This window comes from Phyllobacterium sophorae (genome assembly GCF_003010965.1).
GTDB lineage: Bacteria > Pseudomonadota > Alphaproteobacteria > Rhizobiales > Rhizobiaceae > Phyllobacterium > Phyllobacterium sophorae.
The window spans coordinates 461,897-480,383 of record NZ_PGGM01000002.1; the positions used below are offsets into that span (position 1 = coordinate 461,897).

General features: G+C 56.2%; 19 protein-coding genes. 14 read left to right on the top strand and 5 right to left on the bottom strand.

Translation table 11 applies throughout. The annotated features are described in order from the left end of the window. The first annotated feature begins 110 nt into the window (after positions 1-110). The 5 genes from CU103_RS06170 (at position 111) to CU103_RS06190 (ending at position 4,454) form a co-directional block, all read left to right on the top strand. Positions 111-1,043 carry an ABC transporter substrate-binding protein gene (locus tag CU103_RS06170; RefSeq protein WP_245448633.1) on the top strand — a complete coding sequence of 311 codons (933 nt, stop codon included), beginning with the start codon at positions 111-113 and terminating at the stop codon, positions 1,041-1,043. 44 nt (positions 1,044-1,087) lie between these two features. Next, complete coding sequence (locus tag CU103_RS06175) at positions 1,088-1,732, top strand: L,D-transpeptidase (RefSeq protein ID WP_245448657.1); 645 nt, start codon at positions 1,088-1,090, stop codon at positions 1,730-1,732. A 47-nt stretch (positions 1,733-1,779) separates the two neighbouring features. After that, on the top strand, positions 1,780-2,079 hold the full coding sequence (locus CU103_RS06180; RefSeq protein WP_106663331.1) for a hypothetical protein: 300 nt from the start codon (positions 1,780-1,782) through the stop codon (positions 2,077-2,079). A 78-nt stretch (positions 2,080-2,157) separates the two neighbouring features. Further along, positions 2,158-3,483 (top strand): DUF3300 domain-containing protein, encoded by a 1,326-nt coding sequence (locus CU103_RS06185; RefSeq protein WP_106663037.1) that lies wholly within the window; start codon positions 2,158-2,160, stop codon positions 3,481-3,483. A 41-nt stretch (positions 3,484-3,524) separates the two neighbouring features. Further along, a complete protein-coding gene (locus tag CU103_RS06190) occupies positions 3,525-4,454 on the top strand; it encodes a DUF2950 family protein (RefSeq protein WP_106663038.1) in 930 nt (309 codons plus the stop codon). Positions 4,455-4,635: 181 nt separating this feature from the next. Here CU103_RS06190 and CU103_RS06200 read toward each other — a convergent pair whose 3' ends face one another. Further along, positions 4,636-5,052 carry a hypothetical protein gene (locus CU103_RS06200; RefSeq protein ID WP_106663040.1) on the bottom strand — a complete coding sequence of 139 codons (417 nt, stop codon included), beginning with the start codon at positions 5,050-5,052 and terminating at the stop codon, positions 4,636-4,638. A 502-nt stretch (positions 5,053-5,554) separates the two neighbouring features. Between CU103_RS06200 and CU103_RS06205 the strand changes: the two genes are divergently transcribed. The 7 genes from CU103_RS06205 to phoB all read left to right on the top strand — a co-directional run bounded on the left by CU103_RS06205 (position 5,555) and on the right by phoB (position 12,408). Continuing rightward, positions 5,555-5,785 carry a hypothetical protein gene (locus CU103_RS06205; RefSeq protein WP_146147750.1) on the top strand — a complete coding sequence of 77 codons (231 nt, stop codon included), beginning with the start codon at positions 5,555-5,557 and terminating at the stop codon, positions 5,783-5,785. Between the two features lie 88 nt (positions 5,786-5,873). Next, the gene (locus tag CU103_RS06210; protein WP_106663042.1) at positions 5,874-6,923 is read left to right on the top strand and encodes a substrate-binding domain-containing protein; all 1,050 of its coding nucleotides are present in this window, start codon (positions 5,874-5,876) and stop codon (positions 6,921-6,923) included. A 90-nt stretch (positions 6,924-7,013) separates the two neighbouring features. Then, a complete protein-coding gene (gene pstC / locus CU103_RS06215; protein ID WP_106663043.1) occupies positions 7,014-8,387 on the top strand; it encodes a phosphate ABC transporter permease subunit PstC in 1,374 nt (457 codons plus the stop codon). After that, on the top strand, positions 8,380-10,119 hold the full coding sequence (gene pstA, locus CU103_RS06220; RefSeq protein ID WP_106663044.1) for a phosphate ABC transporter permease PstA: 1,740 nt from the start codon (positions 8,380-8,382) through the stop codon (positions 10,117-10,119). Before pstC ends, pstA begins: the two co-directional genes overlap by 8 nt. 15 nt (positions 10,120-10,134) lie before the next feature. Then, positions 10,135-10,950: a phosphate ABC transporter ATP-binding protein PstB gene (gene pstB / locus CU103_RS06225; RefSeq protein ID WP_106663045.1), complete on the top strand. Its 816-nt coding sequence runs from the start codon at positions 10,135-10,137 to the stop codon at positions 10,948-10,950. A 22-nt stretch (positions 10,951-10,972) separates the two neighbouring features. Then, positions 10,973-11,704, top strand: a complete 732-nt coding sequence (gene phoU, locus CU103_RS06230) for a phosphate signaling complex protein PhoU (RefSeq protein WP_106663332.1) — start codon at positions 10,973-10,975, stop codon at positions 11,702-11,704. Positions 11,705-11,721: 17 nt separating this feature from the next. After that, positions 11,722-12,408, top strand: a complete 687-nt coding sequence (gene phoB, locus CU103_RS06235; protein WP_162707281.1) for a phosphate regulon transcriptional regulator PhoB — start codon at positions 11,722-11,724, stop codon at positions 12,406-12,408. 355 nt (positions 12,409-12,763) lie between these two features. Here the strand turns inward: phoB and CU103_RS06240 are convergent, their stop codons facing one another. Then, positions 12,764-13,666 carry a LysR family transcriptional regulator gene (locus CU103_RS06240; RefSeq protein WP_106663046.1) on the bottom strand — a complete coding sequence of 301 codons (903 nt, stop codon included), beginning with the start codon at positions 13,664-13,666 and terminating at the stop codon, positions 12,764-12,766. A gap of 121 nt (positions 13,667-13,787) precedes the next feature. On the opposite strand from CU103_RS06240, the gene CU103_RS06245 reads away from it, so the two are divergent. Both CU103_RS06245 and CU103_RS06250 read left to right on the top strand, forming a co-directional pair. Next, positions 13,788-14,513 carry an SDR family NAD(P)-dependent oxidoreductase gene (locus CU103_RS06245; protein ID WP_106663334.1) on the top strand — a complete coding sequence of 242 codons (726 nt, stop codon included), beginning with the start codon at positions 13,788-13,790 and terminating at the stop codon, positions 14,511-14,513. Beyond that, positions 14,507-14,995 carry a RidA family protein gene (locus CU103_RS06250; RefSeq protein ID WP_106663047.1) on the top strand — a complete coding sequence of 163 codons (489 nt, stop codon included), beginning with the start codon at positions 14,507-14,509 and terminating at the stop codon, positions 14,993-14,995. Before CU103_RS06245 ends, CU103_RS06250 begins: the two co-directional genes overlap by 7 nt. A gap of 246 nt (positions 14,996-15,241) precedes the next feature. Here the strand turns inward: CU103_RS06250 and CU103_RS06255 are convergent, their stop codons facing one another. The 3 genes from CU103_RS06255 to CU103_RS06265 all read right to left on the bottom strand — a co-directional run bounded on the left by CU103_RS06255 (position 15,242) and on the right by CU103_RS06265 (position 18,476). Continuing rightward, positions 15,242-16,516 carry an alpha/beta fold hydrolase gene (locus tag CU103_RS06255; RefSeq protein ID WP_245448634.1) on the bottom strand — a complete coding sequence of 425 codons (1,275 nt, stop codon included), beginning with the start codon at positions 16,514-16,516 and terminating at the stop codon, positions 15,242-15,244. A 258-nt stretch (positions 16,517-16,774) separates the two neighbouring features. Continuing rightward, a complete protein-coding gene (locus tag CU103_RS06260) occupies positions 16,775-17,809 on the bottom strand; it encodes a sensor histidine kinase (protein ID WP_106663049.1) in 1,035 nt (344 codons plus the stop codon). Continuing rightward, complete coding sequence (locus tag CU103_RS06265) at positions 17,793-18,476, bottom strand: response regulator transcription factor (protein WP_106663050.1); 684 nt, start codon at positions 18,474-18,476, stop codon at positions 17,793-17,795. The genes CU103_RS06260 and CU103_RS06265 overlap by 17 nt, the downstream gene beginning before the upstream one ends. Positions 18,477-18,487: the final 11 nt, after the last annotated feature.

Below are 18,487 nucleotides of genomic sequence, written 5' to 3' on the forward strand. Positions count from 1 at the left end.
AGCAACGACCGTTCCGGGAATTGTGTCCGCCAAGCTGCGGACCTTCCCTTGCGAAGCCGGTGAGACGCCTCCGGTCGACAATGCTCGGCCAATTGTTAGCCTTGGGGTCGATGATATATTTGCTGCTGCCCGGGGTTGCGGTTGCCGCCGATCTCGTCGTGGCGATGCCGAATTGGCCCTCGGGCCAAGTGACGGCAAACATCATCAAGTCCGCACTGAAGAAAGATCTCAGTCTGGATGTCGAAGTGCGGGAGATGGGCACGATGACCGCATTTGCCGGCCTCGCCTCCGGACAGGTCGACATACATCCTGAGGTCTGGCTGCCAAATCTCGCTTCGCTGGTGGGCAGGTATGCCGGCAAGGATGGGCCGGTGCAGATCGCCGATATCGGCGTGTCCGCATGGCAGGGAATCTGCACCACCAGGCAGACCGTCGAAAAAACTGGCATTCGTGCCGTAGCCGACCTCCTCGACCCGAAAAAGACCGCTGCCTTTGATACGGACGGCGATGGCCAGGGTGAAATGTGGGTTGGTGCGGAGACCTGGTCGTCGACGGCGATCGAGCGCATTCGCGCCAGCAGCTATGGCTATGCCAAGACAATGCGCCTGCTTCAAATGCCGGAGGAAATGGGCATGGCGGCAGTCGATGCCGCGGAGGCGACCGGCAAACCGATCATTTTCGCCTGCTATAGTCCGCATGTCGTCTTCAAGTTGCACGACATCGTCAAGCTCGACGAGCCCGCTTACGATGCCGCCAAATGGCATGTCGTGCTTCCAGCGGACGATCCGGATTGGCTGTCAAAGTCGAGCGCACCAGTGGCTTGGGACAAGGCGCATTTCCACATCGCCTACGCGAAAGCGTTGGCGACCAGGAAACCCGAGGTTACCAAATTCCTCGAGAGTATCGATTTCACGCCGGAAGAGATCATCGAGATGAGCTATGCTGTCGAGGTCGACCGCCAGTTGCCCGCTGCCTACGCGGAATCCTGGGTCGCCAAGAACGGTGACCGCGTCGCCAAGTGGTTGAAGGGGAGAGTGCAATGAAGCCGGTTTCGCGTTTGCCTTTCAGCACAAAGTTCATTGGCGGGATGGCACTGGCCGGATTTCTGGCCGCTTGCGTCGCCAGCATCGGTTTGGCGCAAGTGCCCAAGACGCAGATTTATGATGCGAAGACACGCACCTGGGTCAGTTACGACAGCAGGAAAGCCCGCAAATACTACGCTGCCAACGGGCAGGTGCCGGAAGCCTTCCGCAGGCAGGTCGTGGTATTCCGGACTGCTGAAAAGCCGGGAACCATCATAATCGACGGCAACCAGCATTTTCTCTACCTCGTAAAGGGTGGAGGGCAGGCGGTGCGCTACGGGATCGGTGTAGGCCGCGATGGCTTCGGTTGGGCAGGCATTGTACGGGTGGGCAGGGTGGCCGAATGGCCAACTTGGACGCCGCCAGCCGAAATGGTGGCGCGTGATCCGAACGCTGTCAAATTTGCGGGCGGCATGCCCGGAGGCCCCGACAACCCGCTGGGCGCGCGTGCGCTTTATCTGTACGAGGGTGATCAGGACACGATTTACCGTATCCACGGAACGCCCGAACCATGGTCGATCGGCCTGAATGTATCCTCGGGCTGCATCAGAATGAACAACGACGACATTGTCGACTTGCATTCACAGATTGAGGTGGGCGCAAAAGTGATCGTGCTCATGCAGGGCGCATCTCTTTACAAGGGTGTTTGAGCAGCAAAAGCAGGGGGAACGCGATGCTTTGCAAATCGGTGTGGATCTTGAAAACAATACTGCCCTTCGTTTTTGCGGCAGGTTCGGTGGCCCTTGCGGGATGCCAATCGAGCCCAGCGCCCGAAAACATGACGCGTAATACGATGCAGACGGCACCGGCCGACCTGCAACTTGCTTGCGCAACGGCGGCGTCGACAAAATTCGGAGCAGATCACGCTTCGGTTCTCCCGGTAAGTTCGAGTGTGCTCGACGGTGGAAAGTATCAGATCATCCTTGAAGCCAAGGGACAGCGTTCGACTTGTCTGATCGATCAGGCAGGAACTGTCCTCTCGCTGGAAAAGGCCTGAACATAATGCCGTAAGCTACACTGGCACAACATAAAACAAGAATCCGCCGATGCGGAAGGCCGATGAGGAGATGCCGGAATGTCATGGCACCGAAAGACGATCGCGCTCGTTGCATCAGCCGCGCTGATGTTCCTTTCCGGATCAGGAATCCAATATGCAGCAGCCCAGAATGCGGCTGCGCCGGCCGCTACAACGGCACCAGCAGCCGAGGCGCCCAAACGACTTACTTCCACTGAGCTGCAGACGCTTGTTGCACGTGTCGCCCTCTATCCCGATGACCTCGTTGCGCTGGTGCTGTCGGGCAGCCTCAACCCGCTACAGATCGTGCAGGCCGCAAGATTTCTGGACCAGAGCAAAACCAAGCCCGACGCGAAACCGGATCCTTCGTGGGATGGCAGCGTCGTATCGCTTCTCAACTATCCCACAGTCCTGACCATGATGAATGACGATCTCGACTGGACTGAAGAACTGGGAGAAGCGGTCGTCAATCAGCAAAAGGACGTGCTGGTGGCTATCCAGGAGTTACGTGACAAGGCCGTAGCCAATGGCGTGATCAAGTTGGATGATAAAGTTATCGTCGAGACGAAGAACGACAATGTCATCATCCGCCCGGCAAAAAAAGAAGTGACCTATGTCCCTGTTTATGATCCGGTTATTCTGACCAGTTCGACATATGTGGCGACGGCGCCGATCGTCTATGGCGACCCGTATCCTTCCTACTACTACCCCTACGCGCCCTATTGGGCCGGCTTTGTTACCGGTGTGGCCTTTGGTGCCGCTGTTGACTGGGATAACTGGCAGGCCTGGGGAGGCAACGACGTCGACATCAACGTCAATAGTTTTAATCGCAACGACTTCCAATTCGACAAGAACAACATCAACAACCTGAACTTTGACAGCAGCAAGCTCAACTTTGACAGCGCTTCGATCGCAAACACCCTTCGCGAGAACAAGGGAAATCGCCTTGATCTGCGGAACAACGGCCAGATCGGAAACCTTAGCGGTCTTGCCGGCGCTGGATCGAGAATCCAGAGCGGCGACGTGCGCCGCGATGTGCAAAACCAGTTGACAACCGGCGGCGGCAACCTCGCAAACCAACTTCCGGCTCAGGGCGCAAATCGGCCGGCCAATCGTAACATCGGGCAGAATGCAACTGCCAATCGTCAGAGCCTGAATGATGCCAGCACAACCCGTCCCGGACGGCCAAGTCAAAAACCGGCTGGCCGCGTTGATAGCCGTCCCGGGCAACCGGGCGCGCTCGGCAGTTACGGCTCCGGTCGCGATGCCCGCTTCTCGTCCCAGCGCGGTAACGTCAGTCTGGGCGGCGGCGGAGGTGGACCAAGGTTCCAGGGTGGTGGAGGCGGAGCACGCTCCCAGGGCGGCGGCGGTCGCTTCCACCGCTGACCGGATGGCCAATCGGACTTTCCTTTCGAAGGGATCTCAAAATGTACGGCACAACTCCGAAAATATTGCTGGCCTCTGCGCTCCTGTCCCTGGCGGCATCGTTGTCCACATTCGCGGCAGAACCGTCGCTCCAGCGCTTCGTCGGTCCAGAGCCGGAAACATTCATGGAGCCGGGCGAGGCAGTGGATGCGCTGAAAAAGGATCTTGAAGCGAAGGACATTGATCACTTGGCGAAGATTCTTGGTCTCAAGGCCGAAGAGGCCAAGAAGTCGGATGATTTCGACGAGCGGCTCACCGACCTTCAGAAAGCTGCCAAGGAGCGCGCGGAAATCCGGGGCCGCGAGGATGGTGTCAAGGAAATCATCCTTGGCAATCTCGCCTGGCCATTTCCATTTCCTTTGGTCAAGCGCGATACAGGCTGGCAGTTCGATACGCTCAAGGGCCTCGAGGAAGTTCTGGCGCGGCGTATCGGTGAAAATGAAATTGAAGCGATCCAGACCTGCCGCAATTACATCCTCGCCCAGGTTGCCTACGCCAAGGACGATCACGACGGTGACAGCGTCCTTGAATTCGCCCAGAAGATTATCAGCGATGAGGGCAAGCAGAACGGTCTCTACTGGAAGTCCGCAGGCGGCGAGGAAAGCCCGGCAGGCGGTTTTGGAGACGCTTCAAAGATCGAAGCGGCGGCAGGTTCGGACCGCGGCTATTTCGGTTATCGCTACCGCGTCCTCAGGGCTCAGGGCAACAATATCGCGGGCGGCAAATATGATTTCGTCATCAACGGCAACATGATCGCAGGACACGCGCTGATCGCCTGGCCTGCGATTTATGGCGAGACCGGCGTCATGACATTCGTCGTCAGTCATCATGGTACCTTGTATGAAAAAGACCTGGGGCCCGGTACCGGCAAGGCGGTTAAAGAGATAAGGTCGTTCAATCCGGATCGGACGTGGGAGCCTGTCGAGGATTGATCGGGATACTCAGAACTGGGGGAGGCGCCGCTGATGTCGACGTCGACTGGGATGTTGCGGGCGGCATAGGCTATCAGTTCAACGAAAGGATCTCCGATCTTCGGCGCCGTCATGCATTTCTGACGCGCCGACGCGCCAGAATGGTCCGCCGTTACTGACGGACGCCAGGTCCATTTGATACTCACATGTCGCACTTGTGATAGGTGATATACATGTTGTCCCCAAACGGGTCGAAGCGCTCGAACGTCTGGCTGTCAACGATCTTGAATGTCACCGTCTGGCTGTTTTCCATCATGGAGTCGACGCAATTCAGATTTGCGGCAAGACGGTCCTTCTGTTTGCGTACACTCTGCGTCGTGCATACCGCATTCGGTCCGGCAATCCGGCTTCCCGTGACAAGCAATCCGGTCGATGTCGATGCGGTCCGATCCTTGAAGTCGATCTTGTCGCCGACTTTTTTAAACGTATCCGCGCATTTTGTTCCATCCATGGTCCATGCACCCTGCAGCTCCTTGATGGATGCAGTCATGGCGCTGGTGGTCATGCACAGGCCGGCGACGCCACTCAAAAACATGACCTTGCTGAATTTGTTTTTCATCGAGGTAACTCCGAGATCCGTTTCACGCTCGCAACGATAGGCATTTGTCCCAGTGCCGGAAATGGGACCGGCGGGAATATACCGCTACGATACGGTAAATGCGCGGTCCGCCAAAATAATTGTGGCTGTTTATCCAACACCTCCAAACCTGGGGAACTGCTTCCGGAGCCGTTCGAAGCGGGGAAAGGACCGGCGCCTCCGATGGCGGGGAACGGACCCGCTGTCCGGGGAGGTTCTGTCCAAGGGTTCCCCAGCCGGTACTAGGACCGGCGCGTGCTGGACGAGCACTCTAAGGGGCACGTAGGTGACGCATGGAATGCCGCAAATGGCCTTCCCCGGTGCCGAAGCCTCCCAAGCGGAACGGACGGGATGAAAAGTCGCCGGACGGGCGGTCTTCGGATCGCATTACTACTTCTACCAAGACGCGCTTCGGCGACCGCCCGTCTTCCCCAACCACTCAATGGCCAGACTCAGAGAATGAGGGCGTGGCGGGGGGAGGGCGTTGTGGCGCTACGGCCAGGACCGCAAATGCTCGATAAGGGCTATGCAGGGACGGCATTTCCCGCTGGCCATTGCCGGTGGTGCGTCAATGCTGCCGCAGGATGTAATTGAAATCGTTGAAGGTTTGCAAATTGATTATGGGCAGCTTGCTGGTTTATCCGACATATGTTTTGCATTTAATATGCAATTTCAATTCGTTACAGGTAGAAGCGCTGCGAGGAAACGTTTGTGATCAAACCGTAATATCAGTGTCACATCACTGTAATAAAAGCTCTGTAGATAGCGCTTACTTCAAAAGATTTCTAACGGGAGTAATGACTATGACCAAGCTTCTCACTACGGCTGCCGTTGCTGCGATCGCGATCGCAGCTTCCCTCGGTTCAGCCGCGGCTCGGGATCAGATCCGTATCGTCGGGTCGTCGACCGTATATCCATTCACCACAGCTGTGGCTGAAAATTTCGGCAAGACCTCTGGCATGAAAACACCGGTGGTTGAATCAACTGGAACAGGCGGCGGCATGAAGCTGTTCTGCGCCGGCGTTGGTGAAAGCCATCCTGACGCAACCAATGCCTCGCGTCGCATGAAGAAGGGCGAATGGGCGGATTGCACGAAGAATGGTGTCAAGGATATCGTCGAAATCCTGATCGGCTATGACGGTTTGACTTTTGCTCAAGCCAAGGCTGGCCTTCAGATGAAGATCACCCGCAAGAACCTCTTCCTGGCATTGGCCAAACAGGTCCCGGATGCTGACGGCAAGCTGATCCCGAACCCATACAAGAACTGGTCGGACATCGACGCGTCGCTTCCGAACGAAAAGATCGAAGTTCTTGGACCTCCTCCGACATCGGGCACACGGGACTCGATGCATGAGTTGTTCATGGAAGTCGGTGCCGGTGAAATCCCTGCACTGAAGGCCCTGAAAGAGAAAGATGCGAAGGCATTTGAAACCGTGTGGAAGTCGGTTCGTGAAGACGGCGCTTACGTTGAAGCCGGCGAAAACGACAACGTCATTGTTCAAAAGCTCGAAGCAAATCCAAAGTCATTCGGCGTTTTTGGCTACTCGTTCCTCGAAGAGAATGTTTCGAAGTTGTCCGGCGTTCCAATTGACGGCGTTGCACCCTCTTTCGAAACGATCGCCGACGGTTCCTACAAGCCTTCGCGTGAGCTCTTTGTGTACCTGAAGAAGGCCCATGTTGGCGTTGTTCCGGGTCTGGATAAGTTCGCATTCGAATATGTTTCTGATGCTGCGACGGGCGACGAGGGTTACCTTTCCGATAAGGGCCTCGTTCCTCTGCCGGCAGAGAAGCATGCGGAAGTTGCCAAGGCTGTAAACGCCTTGGAGCCGATGAAGGGCGATGAGCTGAAATAAGCTCGCTACGAAACGGGGTAGCCGGACGTAAACTCCGGCTGCCCCGTTCTCGCATGAAGCTAATGGGCAAAGACCGAGATTGGCGCGACCATGACCACAGCATATTTCCTGATACTTGCGCTATTTACCCTCACGTGGTTTTTGGTGGGACGGCAAAGAGCATCATCCCTTGCAGGTGCTGATCCATCCGCGCTCCACTCGCTACCGTCGTACCACGGGCTTTTCCTGGCGGCATTGGTGTTTCTGCCAATGCTTCTCATATTTGCCGTGGGCGCTCCGCTTGCCGAGCGATACGTGGAAGCTACGGCGCTGAAGGGTTTCGACCCCGCGACGGTTTCCGAGGGATTGGGACGCAGCGCAATCCTTCGTGACATCCAATCCGTCCTGGCGGGCAATTATTCCGGAACTGCGGCACCCGAATTGACCGCGGGTGCATCCGCATATGCACAGGCCTCGAATTTTGCTCATTGGTCGCTGCTGATTGCCGGCGTCGTCGCCGCACTGCTTGCCGCTATGTCCGGCTTCCGCCTGATTGGCCCGGAATTCCGCGCTCGCAACAGTGTCGAGCGATTGGTCAAATATGTGTTGCTTGCATGCTCTGCAATCGCAGTGCTCACCACCGTTGGCATTGTATTTTCGGTGCTTTTTGAAACGATCCATTTCTTTTCAAAGGTTTCTCCGATCGACTTCCTGTTTGGACTTCAATGGTCGCCGCAGACCGCCATTCGCGCTGATCAGGTTGGTTCGTCAGGCGCATTTGGTATTGTGCCGCTCGTCACCGGTACTTTGTTGATTACGGTGATTGCGATCGCTGTGGCGGGCCCATTGGGACTTTTTGCCGCCATCTACATGGCTGAGTATGCAAGTCCGCGGGTGCGTGGCATCACCAAACCCATTCTGGAAATCCTTGCCGGCGTTCCAACAGTGGTCCTTGGTTTTTTTGCAGCCCTGACAGTCGCGCCATTCATCCGCGGGTGGGGGGAAATGGTGGGCTTGAATGTGGCGTCGGAATCGGCGCTTGCCGCAGGGCTGGTCATGGGCATGATGATCATTCCGTTCGTCTCGTCGCTTTCCGATGACGTCATCAATGCCGTTCCCCAGGCCCTGCGGGACGGCTCCTATGCCATGGGTGCCACGAAATCGGAGACGATCAAGAAAGTGGTGCTGCCTGCCGCGCTGCCCGGCATCGTATCGGCCTTCATGCTGGCCATATCGCGTGCCGTTGGTGAAACCATGATCGTCGTCATGGCGGCAGGTCTTGCCGCCAACCTGACATTCAATCCATTGGAAGCGGTCACAACCTTTACCGTGCAGATCAAGACAATCCTGGTCGGTGATCAGGAGTTCGACAGCGCCAAGACGCTCTCCGCCTTCGCACTCGGTTTTGTGCTCTTCTTCTTCACACTTGTGCTCAATTTCATCGCGCTCCAGATCGTCAAGAGATATCGGGAACAATATGACTGACATCACCTCATCGTCCGACATTGTCGTCACCGCCGATCCGCGCGACGCGCTGATCAAGAAGCGGTATCGTGCAGAGCGCCGTTTCAAGTTCTATGGCATCGCCGCGATTGTCGTAACTGCGATCTTTCTTTCCGTTGTCCTTATCGACATCCTGCTGAAAGGAATTCCTGCGTTCTCCGAGCACCGCATTGACTTGAAGGTGATTGCCGATCAAGCCGCATTGGACCCTCAAAAGACCGGCGATCGCACGGCACTCCTGGCCGGCAACTACGACAAGATTATTCGCGACGCTCTGGCGGCACAGTTTCCCGACGTAACGACGCGTGCTGACCGGCGGGCCCTCAACGGCCTTTTGAGTTCCGGTGCTTCGGATGATTTCCGCCGCATGATCGTCAGCAATCCTTCGTTGATTGGCCAGGAAGTGACTGTTCCCGTGCTGCTTTCCGATGACGCCGATCAATATCTCAAGGGGTATCAAACGGCCGAAACGAACCTCAAAGGCGACGGCACACTAACCCAGACCATCAACGGCGATGTTTATTCCTTACGGTCATCCGGTGATGACTTCGCCAAGGCTTTCAAGGAAATTCAGGCGTTCCTATTCGAACGGCTTGACAGTCTGCGAAGTGAAATAGCGCGCCTTGAACGATCTTTGCCCGGTTTGGCGGGTGATGCAGCCGCTGCATTGAGCGGGCAGATTGAAACCCTCAAATCTGAAGCCAATACGCTGAACGCGCGGATCACAGACGCCAACACCGCAATCGAACTCGACCAGCGGTTGCCCAGTCTGCTCGTCAACGTGAACGGTGGTACCATCAAGGCAACGCAGATTAGTCCCGCCGGAATTGATGGTCTGAAAATGATCACGCCGACAAGCACGGAGCCGGCGAATGCCGGAACGTGGTCGATCCTGACGCTCGAGACACCGGAGTCCAACCGGCGAGTCCAGGATCAATCGGCCACTTGGCTCGAGCAATTGAAAGCAACGGGGACGCTCGAAAAGGCCTTCGCCACACGGTTCTTCACATCTGGTGATTCCCGTGAACCCGAGCTTGCCGGTATCCGGGGCGCTTTGACCGGAACATTGTGGACGCTCGCCGTCACATTGATCCTTTGTTTGCCACTCGGCGTCGGCGCGGCGATTTACCTGGAAGAGTTCGCGCCTAAAAACCGGATCACCGAAGTCATCGAAATCAACATCAACAATCTTGCGGCTGTTCCATCGATCGTCTTCGGTTTGCTCGGATTGGCAATGTTCCTGAACTTTTTCGGTCTCCCAAGATCCGCGCCGTTGGTAGGCGGTCTGGTGCTGGCCTTGCTTGTCCTGCCGACAATAATTATCGCCTCGCGCGCTGCCCTGAGAGCTGTTCCGCCATCCATCAAAGAAGCAGCCCTTGGTGTCGGAGCATCACACCAGCAGGCCATCTTCCACCACGTGTTGCCCTTGGCCATGCCAGGTATCATGACAGGCACCATCATCGGCATGGCGCATGCTCTCGGTGAAACCGCTCCGCTGTTGATGATCGGCATGGTTGCCTTCATCGTTGACATACCGGGAGGTATTACAGAAGCGTCGACGGTGCTTCCAGTTCAGATCTATCTATGGTCTGATCTTCCGGAAGTTGCCTTCCAGGCCAAAACAGCCGCCGCGATCCTGGTACTGCTGGCATTTCTCTTCATCATGAACGCTTCAGCGATCATGCTACGTCGACGCTTCGAACGTCGTTGGTAAACGAGGTATAAGGACATGAACATGCTCACTGAAGTTGATGTGGAAAAGAAATTGTACGGCACCCCTGATCAGACCAACATCAAGATGCGCGGTAAAAACGTATCCGTATTTTACGGCGCGAAGCAGGCCCTGTTCGATGTCAACCTTGACATCAGGGAAAATGAAGTCACGGCATTGATCGGACCCTCGGGCTGCGGCAAGTCCACTTTCCTCCGCTGTTTGAACCGTATGAACGATACGATTTCGATCTGCCGCATTACGGGCGACATCACTCTCGACAATCGTGATATTTACGATCCGAAAATCGACGTCGTTCAGTTGCGTGCGCGAATCGGGATGGTGTTCCAGAAGCCTAATCCTTTTCCGAAATCCATCTATGAAAACGTTGCTTACGGCCCGCGGATTCATGGTCTGGTCAAGGGCAAGGGCCACCTCGATGAGATCGTTGAAAAAAGTCTGCAGCGAGCAGGGCTTTTCACTGAGGTCAAGGACCGCTTGCATGACTCGGGAACGAGCCTTTCCGGCGGCCAGCAGCAACGCCTGTGCATTGCCCGCGCCATCGCCGTTAGCCCCGAAGTCATCCTGATGGATGAGCCGTGCTCCGCGCTGGATCCAATTGCCACTGCCAAGGTGGAGGAATTGATCGACGAACTGCGCGAGAACTACACGATCGTCATCGTTACGCATTCGATGCAGCAGGCCGCCCGCGTTTCGCAGCGGACAGCGATGTTCCATCTCGGCAATCTGGTTGAGGTGGGCGACACGGAAATGATGTTCACCAGCCCGTCGGAAAAGCGGACGCAGGACTATATTACCGGGCGCTTTGGTTGATCCCTGAAACGAGGATATGGACATGACAGAACATACAGCACAGCACACCGTCCGTTCCTACGACGAAGAACTGAAGTTCCTGGCGCACAAGATCGCGGAGATGGGCGGTCATGCAGAGCGTATGGTTGAACAGGCAGTTACGGCCATGGTCAATTCCGACAACGCGCTGGCACAGCGCGTGATTTCGGACGATCTTATTCTTGATGCCGGCCAGCGCGAGATTGACGAAAAAGCCATTACCATCATCGGCAAGCGCCAACCAATGGCGATCGATCTGCGTGAAGTCATAGGCACGATCCGCATTTCCTCCGATCTCGAACGCATCGGCGACCTTGGCAAGAACATCGCCAAGCGCGTCGTTGCCGTTACCGATACCCGCCAGACATTGTCGGTCTATCGCGGCTTGCAAACCATTGCGGAACTGGCACTGACGCAGCTGAAGGACGTGCTCGACGCCTACGCGACGCGCTCGGTACAGCAGGTAAACATTGTGCGCGAGCGGGATGACGAAATCGATGCGCTGTATACTTCGCTTTTTCGCGAGCTCCTGACATATATGATGGAGGATCCGCGCAATATCTCGGCCTGCACGCATCTTCTGTTCTGCGCCAAGAATATCGAGCGGATTGGCGACCATGCGACCAACATCGCCGAAACGGTATATTACATCGTCACCGGCTCACAACTGCCGGCCGAGCGGCCGAAGGAAGACCAGACCCACAGCATCGTTGTCGATGAAGCCAGACAACCGTAATCCAGGATAAATGAGCCATGGCGATAGCCCCCAAAATCACCGTTGTGGAGGACGAGGAAGCTTTGAGCGTTCTTCTCCGGTACAATCTTGAAGCTGAAGGCTATGTTGTTGAGACGATCACGCGCGGCGATGAAGCGGAAATTGCCTTGCGGGAAAAGGTGCCGGACCTTCTGATCCTCGACTGGATGCTGCCCGGCCTTTCGGGAATCGAGCTCTGCCGGCGCCTCCGCGCACGTCGCGAAACGGAAATCCTGCCGATCATCATGCTGACGGCGCGCGGCGAGGAGAGTGAACGTGTCCGGGGGCTCTCTACGGGAGCCGACGATTACATGGTCAAACCATTTTCGACGCCGGAACTTCTTGCTCGGATCAAATCCATGTTGCGGCGGGTCAATCCGAGCCTGTTGTCGCATGTGCTGAGCTTTGGTGACCTGAAGCTGGACCGCGAACAACACCGGGTATTCCGCAAGGAACGCGAATTGAAGCTTGGGCCGACTGAATTCCGCCTCCTGGAATTCCTGATGCAGTCTCCGGGACGCGTGTTCTCTCGTGGCCAGCTGCTCGACAATGTGTGGGGCGCTGATATCTATGTCGATGACCGAACCGTTGACGTGCATGTCGGCCGCTTGCGCAAGGCTATCAATATTGGCCGCTCGATCGATCCGATCCGGACTGTACGCGGCGCTGGCTATTCTTTTGGTTGACGAACTTTTGTCACGTCCGTTGATCCAGTGGCCCCGCGAATGGTGCTGCCAGTACCACCTGCCAATAGCGCAACAGAAAACACGCCTGCATGCCATTCCGGGCCCGAGGCGGTCCTGGTAGGGCGACATTAAGGGCTTGCATTTCATCTATCATGAACCCCATTGCCAGTCCGTCCATCATCGAATTTCAGGGTTACGGCTCTCTCGATGCCGCCCTGAGCGCTCTCGAACCCCACGGCGCCAAGTCCTCATCAATGCAACGCCACCACGGTCACGAATCGATACATCTTCATGGTCGTTCAAGCGATGCGGTTTTACGCCAGCCATTACCAACCTCCCGATGCACCAAAAGCAGTTAGCGCAACGGACTCCATAGGGAGCTCTTCCAAGCCTTGAGTTCATGGAGGAAGACCTGCAGTTTCGCCGGCAAATAGCGTCGTGTCGGGTAGACGGCGTGCACGAAAATTTCTGGCGATGACCAGTCTGGCAGAAGACGAACGAGTTTGCCTTGTCGGATACGTTCGTCGCAATAGGTTGACGGCAGCAGGCCGATCCCATGCCCAAGATAGGTAAAAGCACTTATCGAATGGAAGTCCCTGCTTGATAAGGGTCCGGACACATGCAGTTTTACCGATTTGCGTCCGTTGACCAAATGCCATTCCGCCTCGTTGTTGCGGCCGTTGAGCAGAATGCACTGATGGTCTTTCAAATCCTCCGGTTTCACGGGGGGCGACCGGCCTTCGAGATAGCCTGGAGTAGCGACGACGTAGCGGACGCTCTTCCCTATTGTCTGGGTTACAATTGTCGAATCCCGAAGTTCACCGAAACGAATGCCGACGTCAACGTTCTCTGCAATCAGATCGAGGAATAGGTTCGTGACGAAAAGGTCGACCTGTATCCGTGGGTACGTTTTCAGGAACGCGGAGAGAAAATCATAAAATGGCTCTTGACCCATGATCACCGGAACAGAGATTTTCAGCAGGCCTTCCGGCTCTTTCTGCGTCTGTGTCAGAACCCGCTCCGCGTCAAACAAGTGACTGAGGGGTTCGCCGCATTGATTGTAGTAGGCACGGCCCTGGAGGGTGAGCGTCAGCTTGCGGGTCGTTCGCTGCAGCAATGTGACACCGAGCTGATCTTCGAGTGCGGAGACTTTCCGGCTGACAGTAGACACTGGCATCCCGAGCGCGTGCGCGGCCCGGCTGAAGCTTTGGAATTGCGCAACCTTCACGAAAACCGCGATGTCATTGAGATCGACCATGCATTTGATTTTTGCATAAATGGAAAAAAGATTCCAGATATTTCCATCTAATCGCGGAATAGAACGTCAGCCATATTCATTGGGAGCAAGCACAATGCTGCGCAATCCAATGGAGATCAAAATGCAAACACGAAAGACTGTTGTCATTACGGGAGCCTCGCAAGGTATCGGAGCAGGCCTCGTTAACGCCTTCGTCGATCGCGGCTACAATGTTGTCGCGACATCTCGCCAGGTCAGTGCTTCGGATGCTTTTCGAGCCTCAAGTCAGCTGGCGCTGGTCGATGGCGATATCGGCGATCCTGAAACGGCAACAAAAGTGGCAGAAACCGCCATGGACCGGTTCGGGACGATCGATGCTCTCGTAAACAACGCCGGTATTTTCTTCACTAAGCCATTCCTTGATTATACAGTGGCCGACTTCAAAAGATTGTCCTCGACAAATCTCGAAGGCTTCATCCACCTCACCCAGCTTGTTGTGAAACAAATGTTGGCGCAGAAGTCCGGCGGCAGTATCGTCAGCATCACGACGCCGCTAATCGATCATCCGATCGCTGGCCTCACCGCTTCGGTCCCGATGATGACCAAGGGCGGAGTCGACGCGATCTCCAAAAATCTCGCGATGGAATATGCGAGGGATGGGATCCGGGTCAACACAGTCGCTCCCGGCGTGGTCGACACACCCTTGCACAGGGACAATCCGAAGGAATTCCTGAGGACGCTGTCGCCGATGGCGAGTATTTCCAATGTCCAGGAAATTGTCGACGCAGTCGTTTTCCTGATCGAAGCGCCACATGTAACCGGGGAGGTGCTGCACGTTGACGGTGGCGCACATTTGGGGAAATGGTAGACCATGCGAAAGCGCCCGTGGCCGGCGCAGAACCGCGGCTGCAGGAGCTCGGCATCACGCTTCCCCCGCCGCCGACACCGCTTGGTGCTTACGTCGAAGCGGTGACGATCGGCAACCTCGTCTACCTGAGCGGCATGTTGGCCGTCGCAGGTCGTGAAACTCCCTTCGTCGGACGCGTTGGCGTTGAACTCACGGTCGAGCAGGGCCGCCAGGCTGCCGAAGTGGCAAGCCTCAACGCTCTATCGGCGGTAAGAGAATATCTGGGCTCTCTCGACAAGGTCAGCAGAGTCGTAAAGCTTGGCGTTTACATCGCGACCGCGGGGGATTTCAGGGAGCATCCGATAGTAGCGGATGGAGCATCCGAGATGCTGGTCAACGTCTTTGGAGAGGAAAAGCTTTCGGGCCGGATCGTGCTTGGCGTCGCGAGTCTGCCGCTCGGTCTGCCCATCGAGCTCGAACTCGTCCTGGAAGTCGATGCTTGAACGTTGCCAACAGTCCAGATGACCGTTGCTATCCTAATATAAATCCGGATGCTCAAGCGCCCGGATTTATTCATGTCGTCTCCCTCTTGAATATTTCAACCGGTACGACGAGGTTACTATTGCGGTCAATTCCTTTGGGACAAGGCCGCCGGTTTGATTAAATCAGCCGCCGCCAGCCGATACTCGCAGGTAAGATTGTCCCGCAGAGGGCTGCGGCTGCATGGTTAACAAAGGTGCAACGATCAATCATCGCAAAGCCTGCCGGACATCCGATATTCGCCAGAAAGGACGTTTGATTTCGACGAGTTGGCGGCGGGGGTCGCCAGCCTTCACTCTGTCGCGGATCAGTGCAACCAAGTCCGCTTTAACAGCCGGATCGGACAAGAAATAGCTGTGGCCGATGAAGCCGCCGCCTGAAAACTCGACGAAATCGACCAGCCTTCCCATCTGAGACCCTGCCCATTTGGACGCCGCCTGGCTCCTGTCTTTGGGAAGCCTGCCGACTGCGAGCTGCCCCAGCCGCAAGGCGCTGCCGAAGAGCAGTGTTGATGCCCTCAACGCCTTGTCGCTGGGAGACGAATAAACCGTGAGATGCATGGCGCCTTGAGGCGGGAACCTGCTTGGACTTGATTTGCTGCCGAAGGCAAGGTCTGGGTCCGATACCCACGCGAACAACTTGGAAGAAGCCACATCGAGATCAATATCGGGAGCGAAAAACACCGCGTTCGCGATCTTGTAGCGCTGCCAAAGCGAGGATCGGCTGACATAGGCTTCAATGGCGAGTTGCTGCACCACACTCGCGAGTACATCGGTTCCGCGGCTATGCGCCAGGAGGTGAAGCCGCTCGACACCCTTAGCTTCGGCGATGATGCGGATGGCTTTCTTGAAGTCCGCGACTGCAAACTCGCTCGACTCGCGGTCGATGTTGTAGCCAAAGAAAAAGCCGCCGGAGCCCCCGGCAGGCCATGTCAGGACAATGCAGGCAAACTGGTTCTGCAGCGACCGGCAAATCTCGCCTGTGGCGCGCGCGGCGTCGTCGAAGCTGTTGCCGTATCCGTGAATAAAAACCACGACTTCCTTACGATCGGCTGTTGCGAGACGACGAGCGACGTCGGCCTGCAGCGATGCGGCAGCCTGGTCATGGGCCGCGACTGCCCTCGGCGTGCGGTGTAGTCCGTTCGCGGTCGCCACGACGCCGTAAGGTGTCGCTGGAAACTGCCCGGTCCCGGAAATCACGCCGACACGCAATTCACTTGTGGGAGAGTTGCGGGTCGGGGTGACCGACACCGATCCGAAGCTCAAGAACATGGCTCTTTCGGCACCGTAAGACAACGTGCTGTCCGATGCAGTTACAGGTGCCCGGTCGGTAACGTAGAGGAGGTCGAAGGCTCCAGAACTCTGGCGGGACCGAACGGTCGGGGTGTTTTGCAACGCCGGCGACGCAGTAACGGGCGGCGTTGCAACCTCCGCGCGCTGCGTGGCACAGCCGGCGAGGAAGACAAGCAAGAGGAGCCCTGACATTGCCCGACAAAAATTTATTCCGACCTCTCCCATGCGTCCCCCATCCCGCTGCTTTCAAACGGACGAACCTTTGGTACCTCGGTTCCGGCGGCCGTTTTTCCAGTCGGAGCTCGTGCTCCTCCATGGCGTTGGTGCACCAATATCCAGTCGAGGATCGCTATATTTTCGGTAAGCGCATCGCCGCGTCGAAGCCGTGGCGGCTTGGCCGCAACAATGGGCGATTATGGGATCGAACGATATTATACGTGGGGCTATGTCCTACAGTGCCTTGAGGTAGGGAAGGTCATTGCATTGGTTGTCCAGTACAATCGCATGCTTGGTCAAAGACGTGATTTGTTGGGACCGGATATCCGTTGATGCCGGATTGTTCGCTACGTCAGCAGCGCTTTGCGTCGGGATTGAAAAACGGAACAGAGCCCCGCCGGCTGGATGATTGGCCGCAGTAATCGTCCCTCCGTGGGCGTTGACGATTGATTGGCAAATAGCCAGTCCTATGCCCAGCCCGCCTTCCTTGGTCGTGAAGAATCCATCGAAGATTTGCTCCATGTGATCGACGGGGATACCCATTCCAGTGTCCCTGATCGAGAAGGCGACATGATCGTTGCCGTCCAAACTGGTTTTGAGATAAATTTCGCGCCCCGTCTGAGGTGCCGGGTTCATGGCCTGGATGCTGTTGACGACCAAGTTGACTATAACTTGCTGCAATTGAATCCGATCACCATGCACGTGTGGAAGATTTGGCTCCAGGCTGGCCTTGATGACGACGTTTTTGTCTTCGGCCTCGTGGCTAAGAAAAACTAGGCATTGCTGAACGACATCATTGAAATCAAGCAAAGCATTGGTGGGTGCGCGTTTGCCGGCCATATCCTGGATCCGGCCAATTATTTCAGTGGCTCGCTGAGCGCTGTCGACGATACGAGATGTCAGTTGCTCGACCTTTTCAAGATTTGGCACAGCCTTCCTGAGATGGCGCAGAGTGGTCTGTGCATTCATCAGGATCGCTGCAAGCGGCTGTTTTATTTCGTGCGCTATCGAAGCGGTCATTTCGCCCAGCGTCGAAAGTCGCGCGGCGTGGAAGAAGTCCGCCTCGATTTTACGCAACCTGGCTTCTGCCTCCAGGCGCGGAGTGTTGTCGATCATGACGAGGATTGTTGCGCCGGATCGTTTACCCGGTACACGGAAACGATGTTCAAGTTGAAAACTTTCGTTCAACTCGCTGACGCTGCACGGTTTTAATAACCGATCAGTCACGGCTCCGTCAAAGCTATACGAAAGGTTAAGCCGGGTATTCATCACGTATATCCGCAGGCAGCGATTGCCATACACGAACCAGGTGCGTGAGGAAGGGCGTCTTCATCTTTCGCATCAAGTTGCTTCGATGGAGTTTGACCGTGATCTCCGAAATGTTGAGTTCGAAAGCTATCTGTTTGCTCATCGCGCCGCGAACGACGGCCGCCATGACTTGCCGTTCACGAGGGGTTAACGTCGCATAGAGTGCGCGATTGGCGTTGGATGTGTACTGTTCCGCTCGCTTATCCTTGTCTATTTCTATGGCTCTGTTCACCGCGTCGAGCAGAGTCTGGTCACGAACGGGTTTGGTCAGGAACTCGACCGCACCCGCTTTCATCGCCTGGACTGTCATCGGAATGTCGCCGTGGCCGGTCAGGAAAACGATCGAAGCGGAAATGCCGTTCGCGGCCAGGCTAATCTGAAAATCAAGACCGTTCACGCCGGGCATGCGGACATCGAGTATCATGCAGCCTGGTCGATCCAGCACATCGGCGTCGATGAGCGCCTGCGTCGAGTCGAAGCCGACGGCATCAATACCGACAGATTCCAGCAACTCGCAAATCGAAAGGCGCACCGATTCGTCGTCATCCACCACCAATACAAGTGGACCAGACTCGAAACGAGCTCGAGTTTCCGTTGCGCTGACTATATTCCCTGACGAAATGTTCATTTTAACCTCCG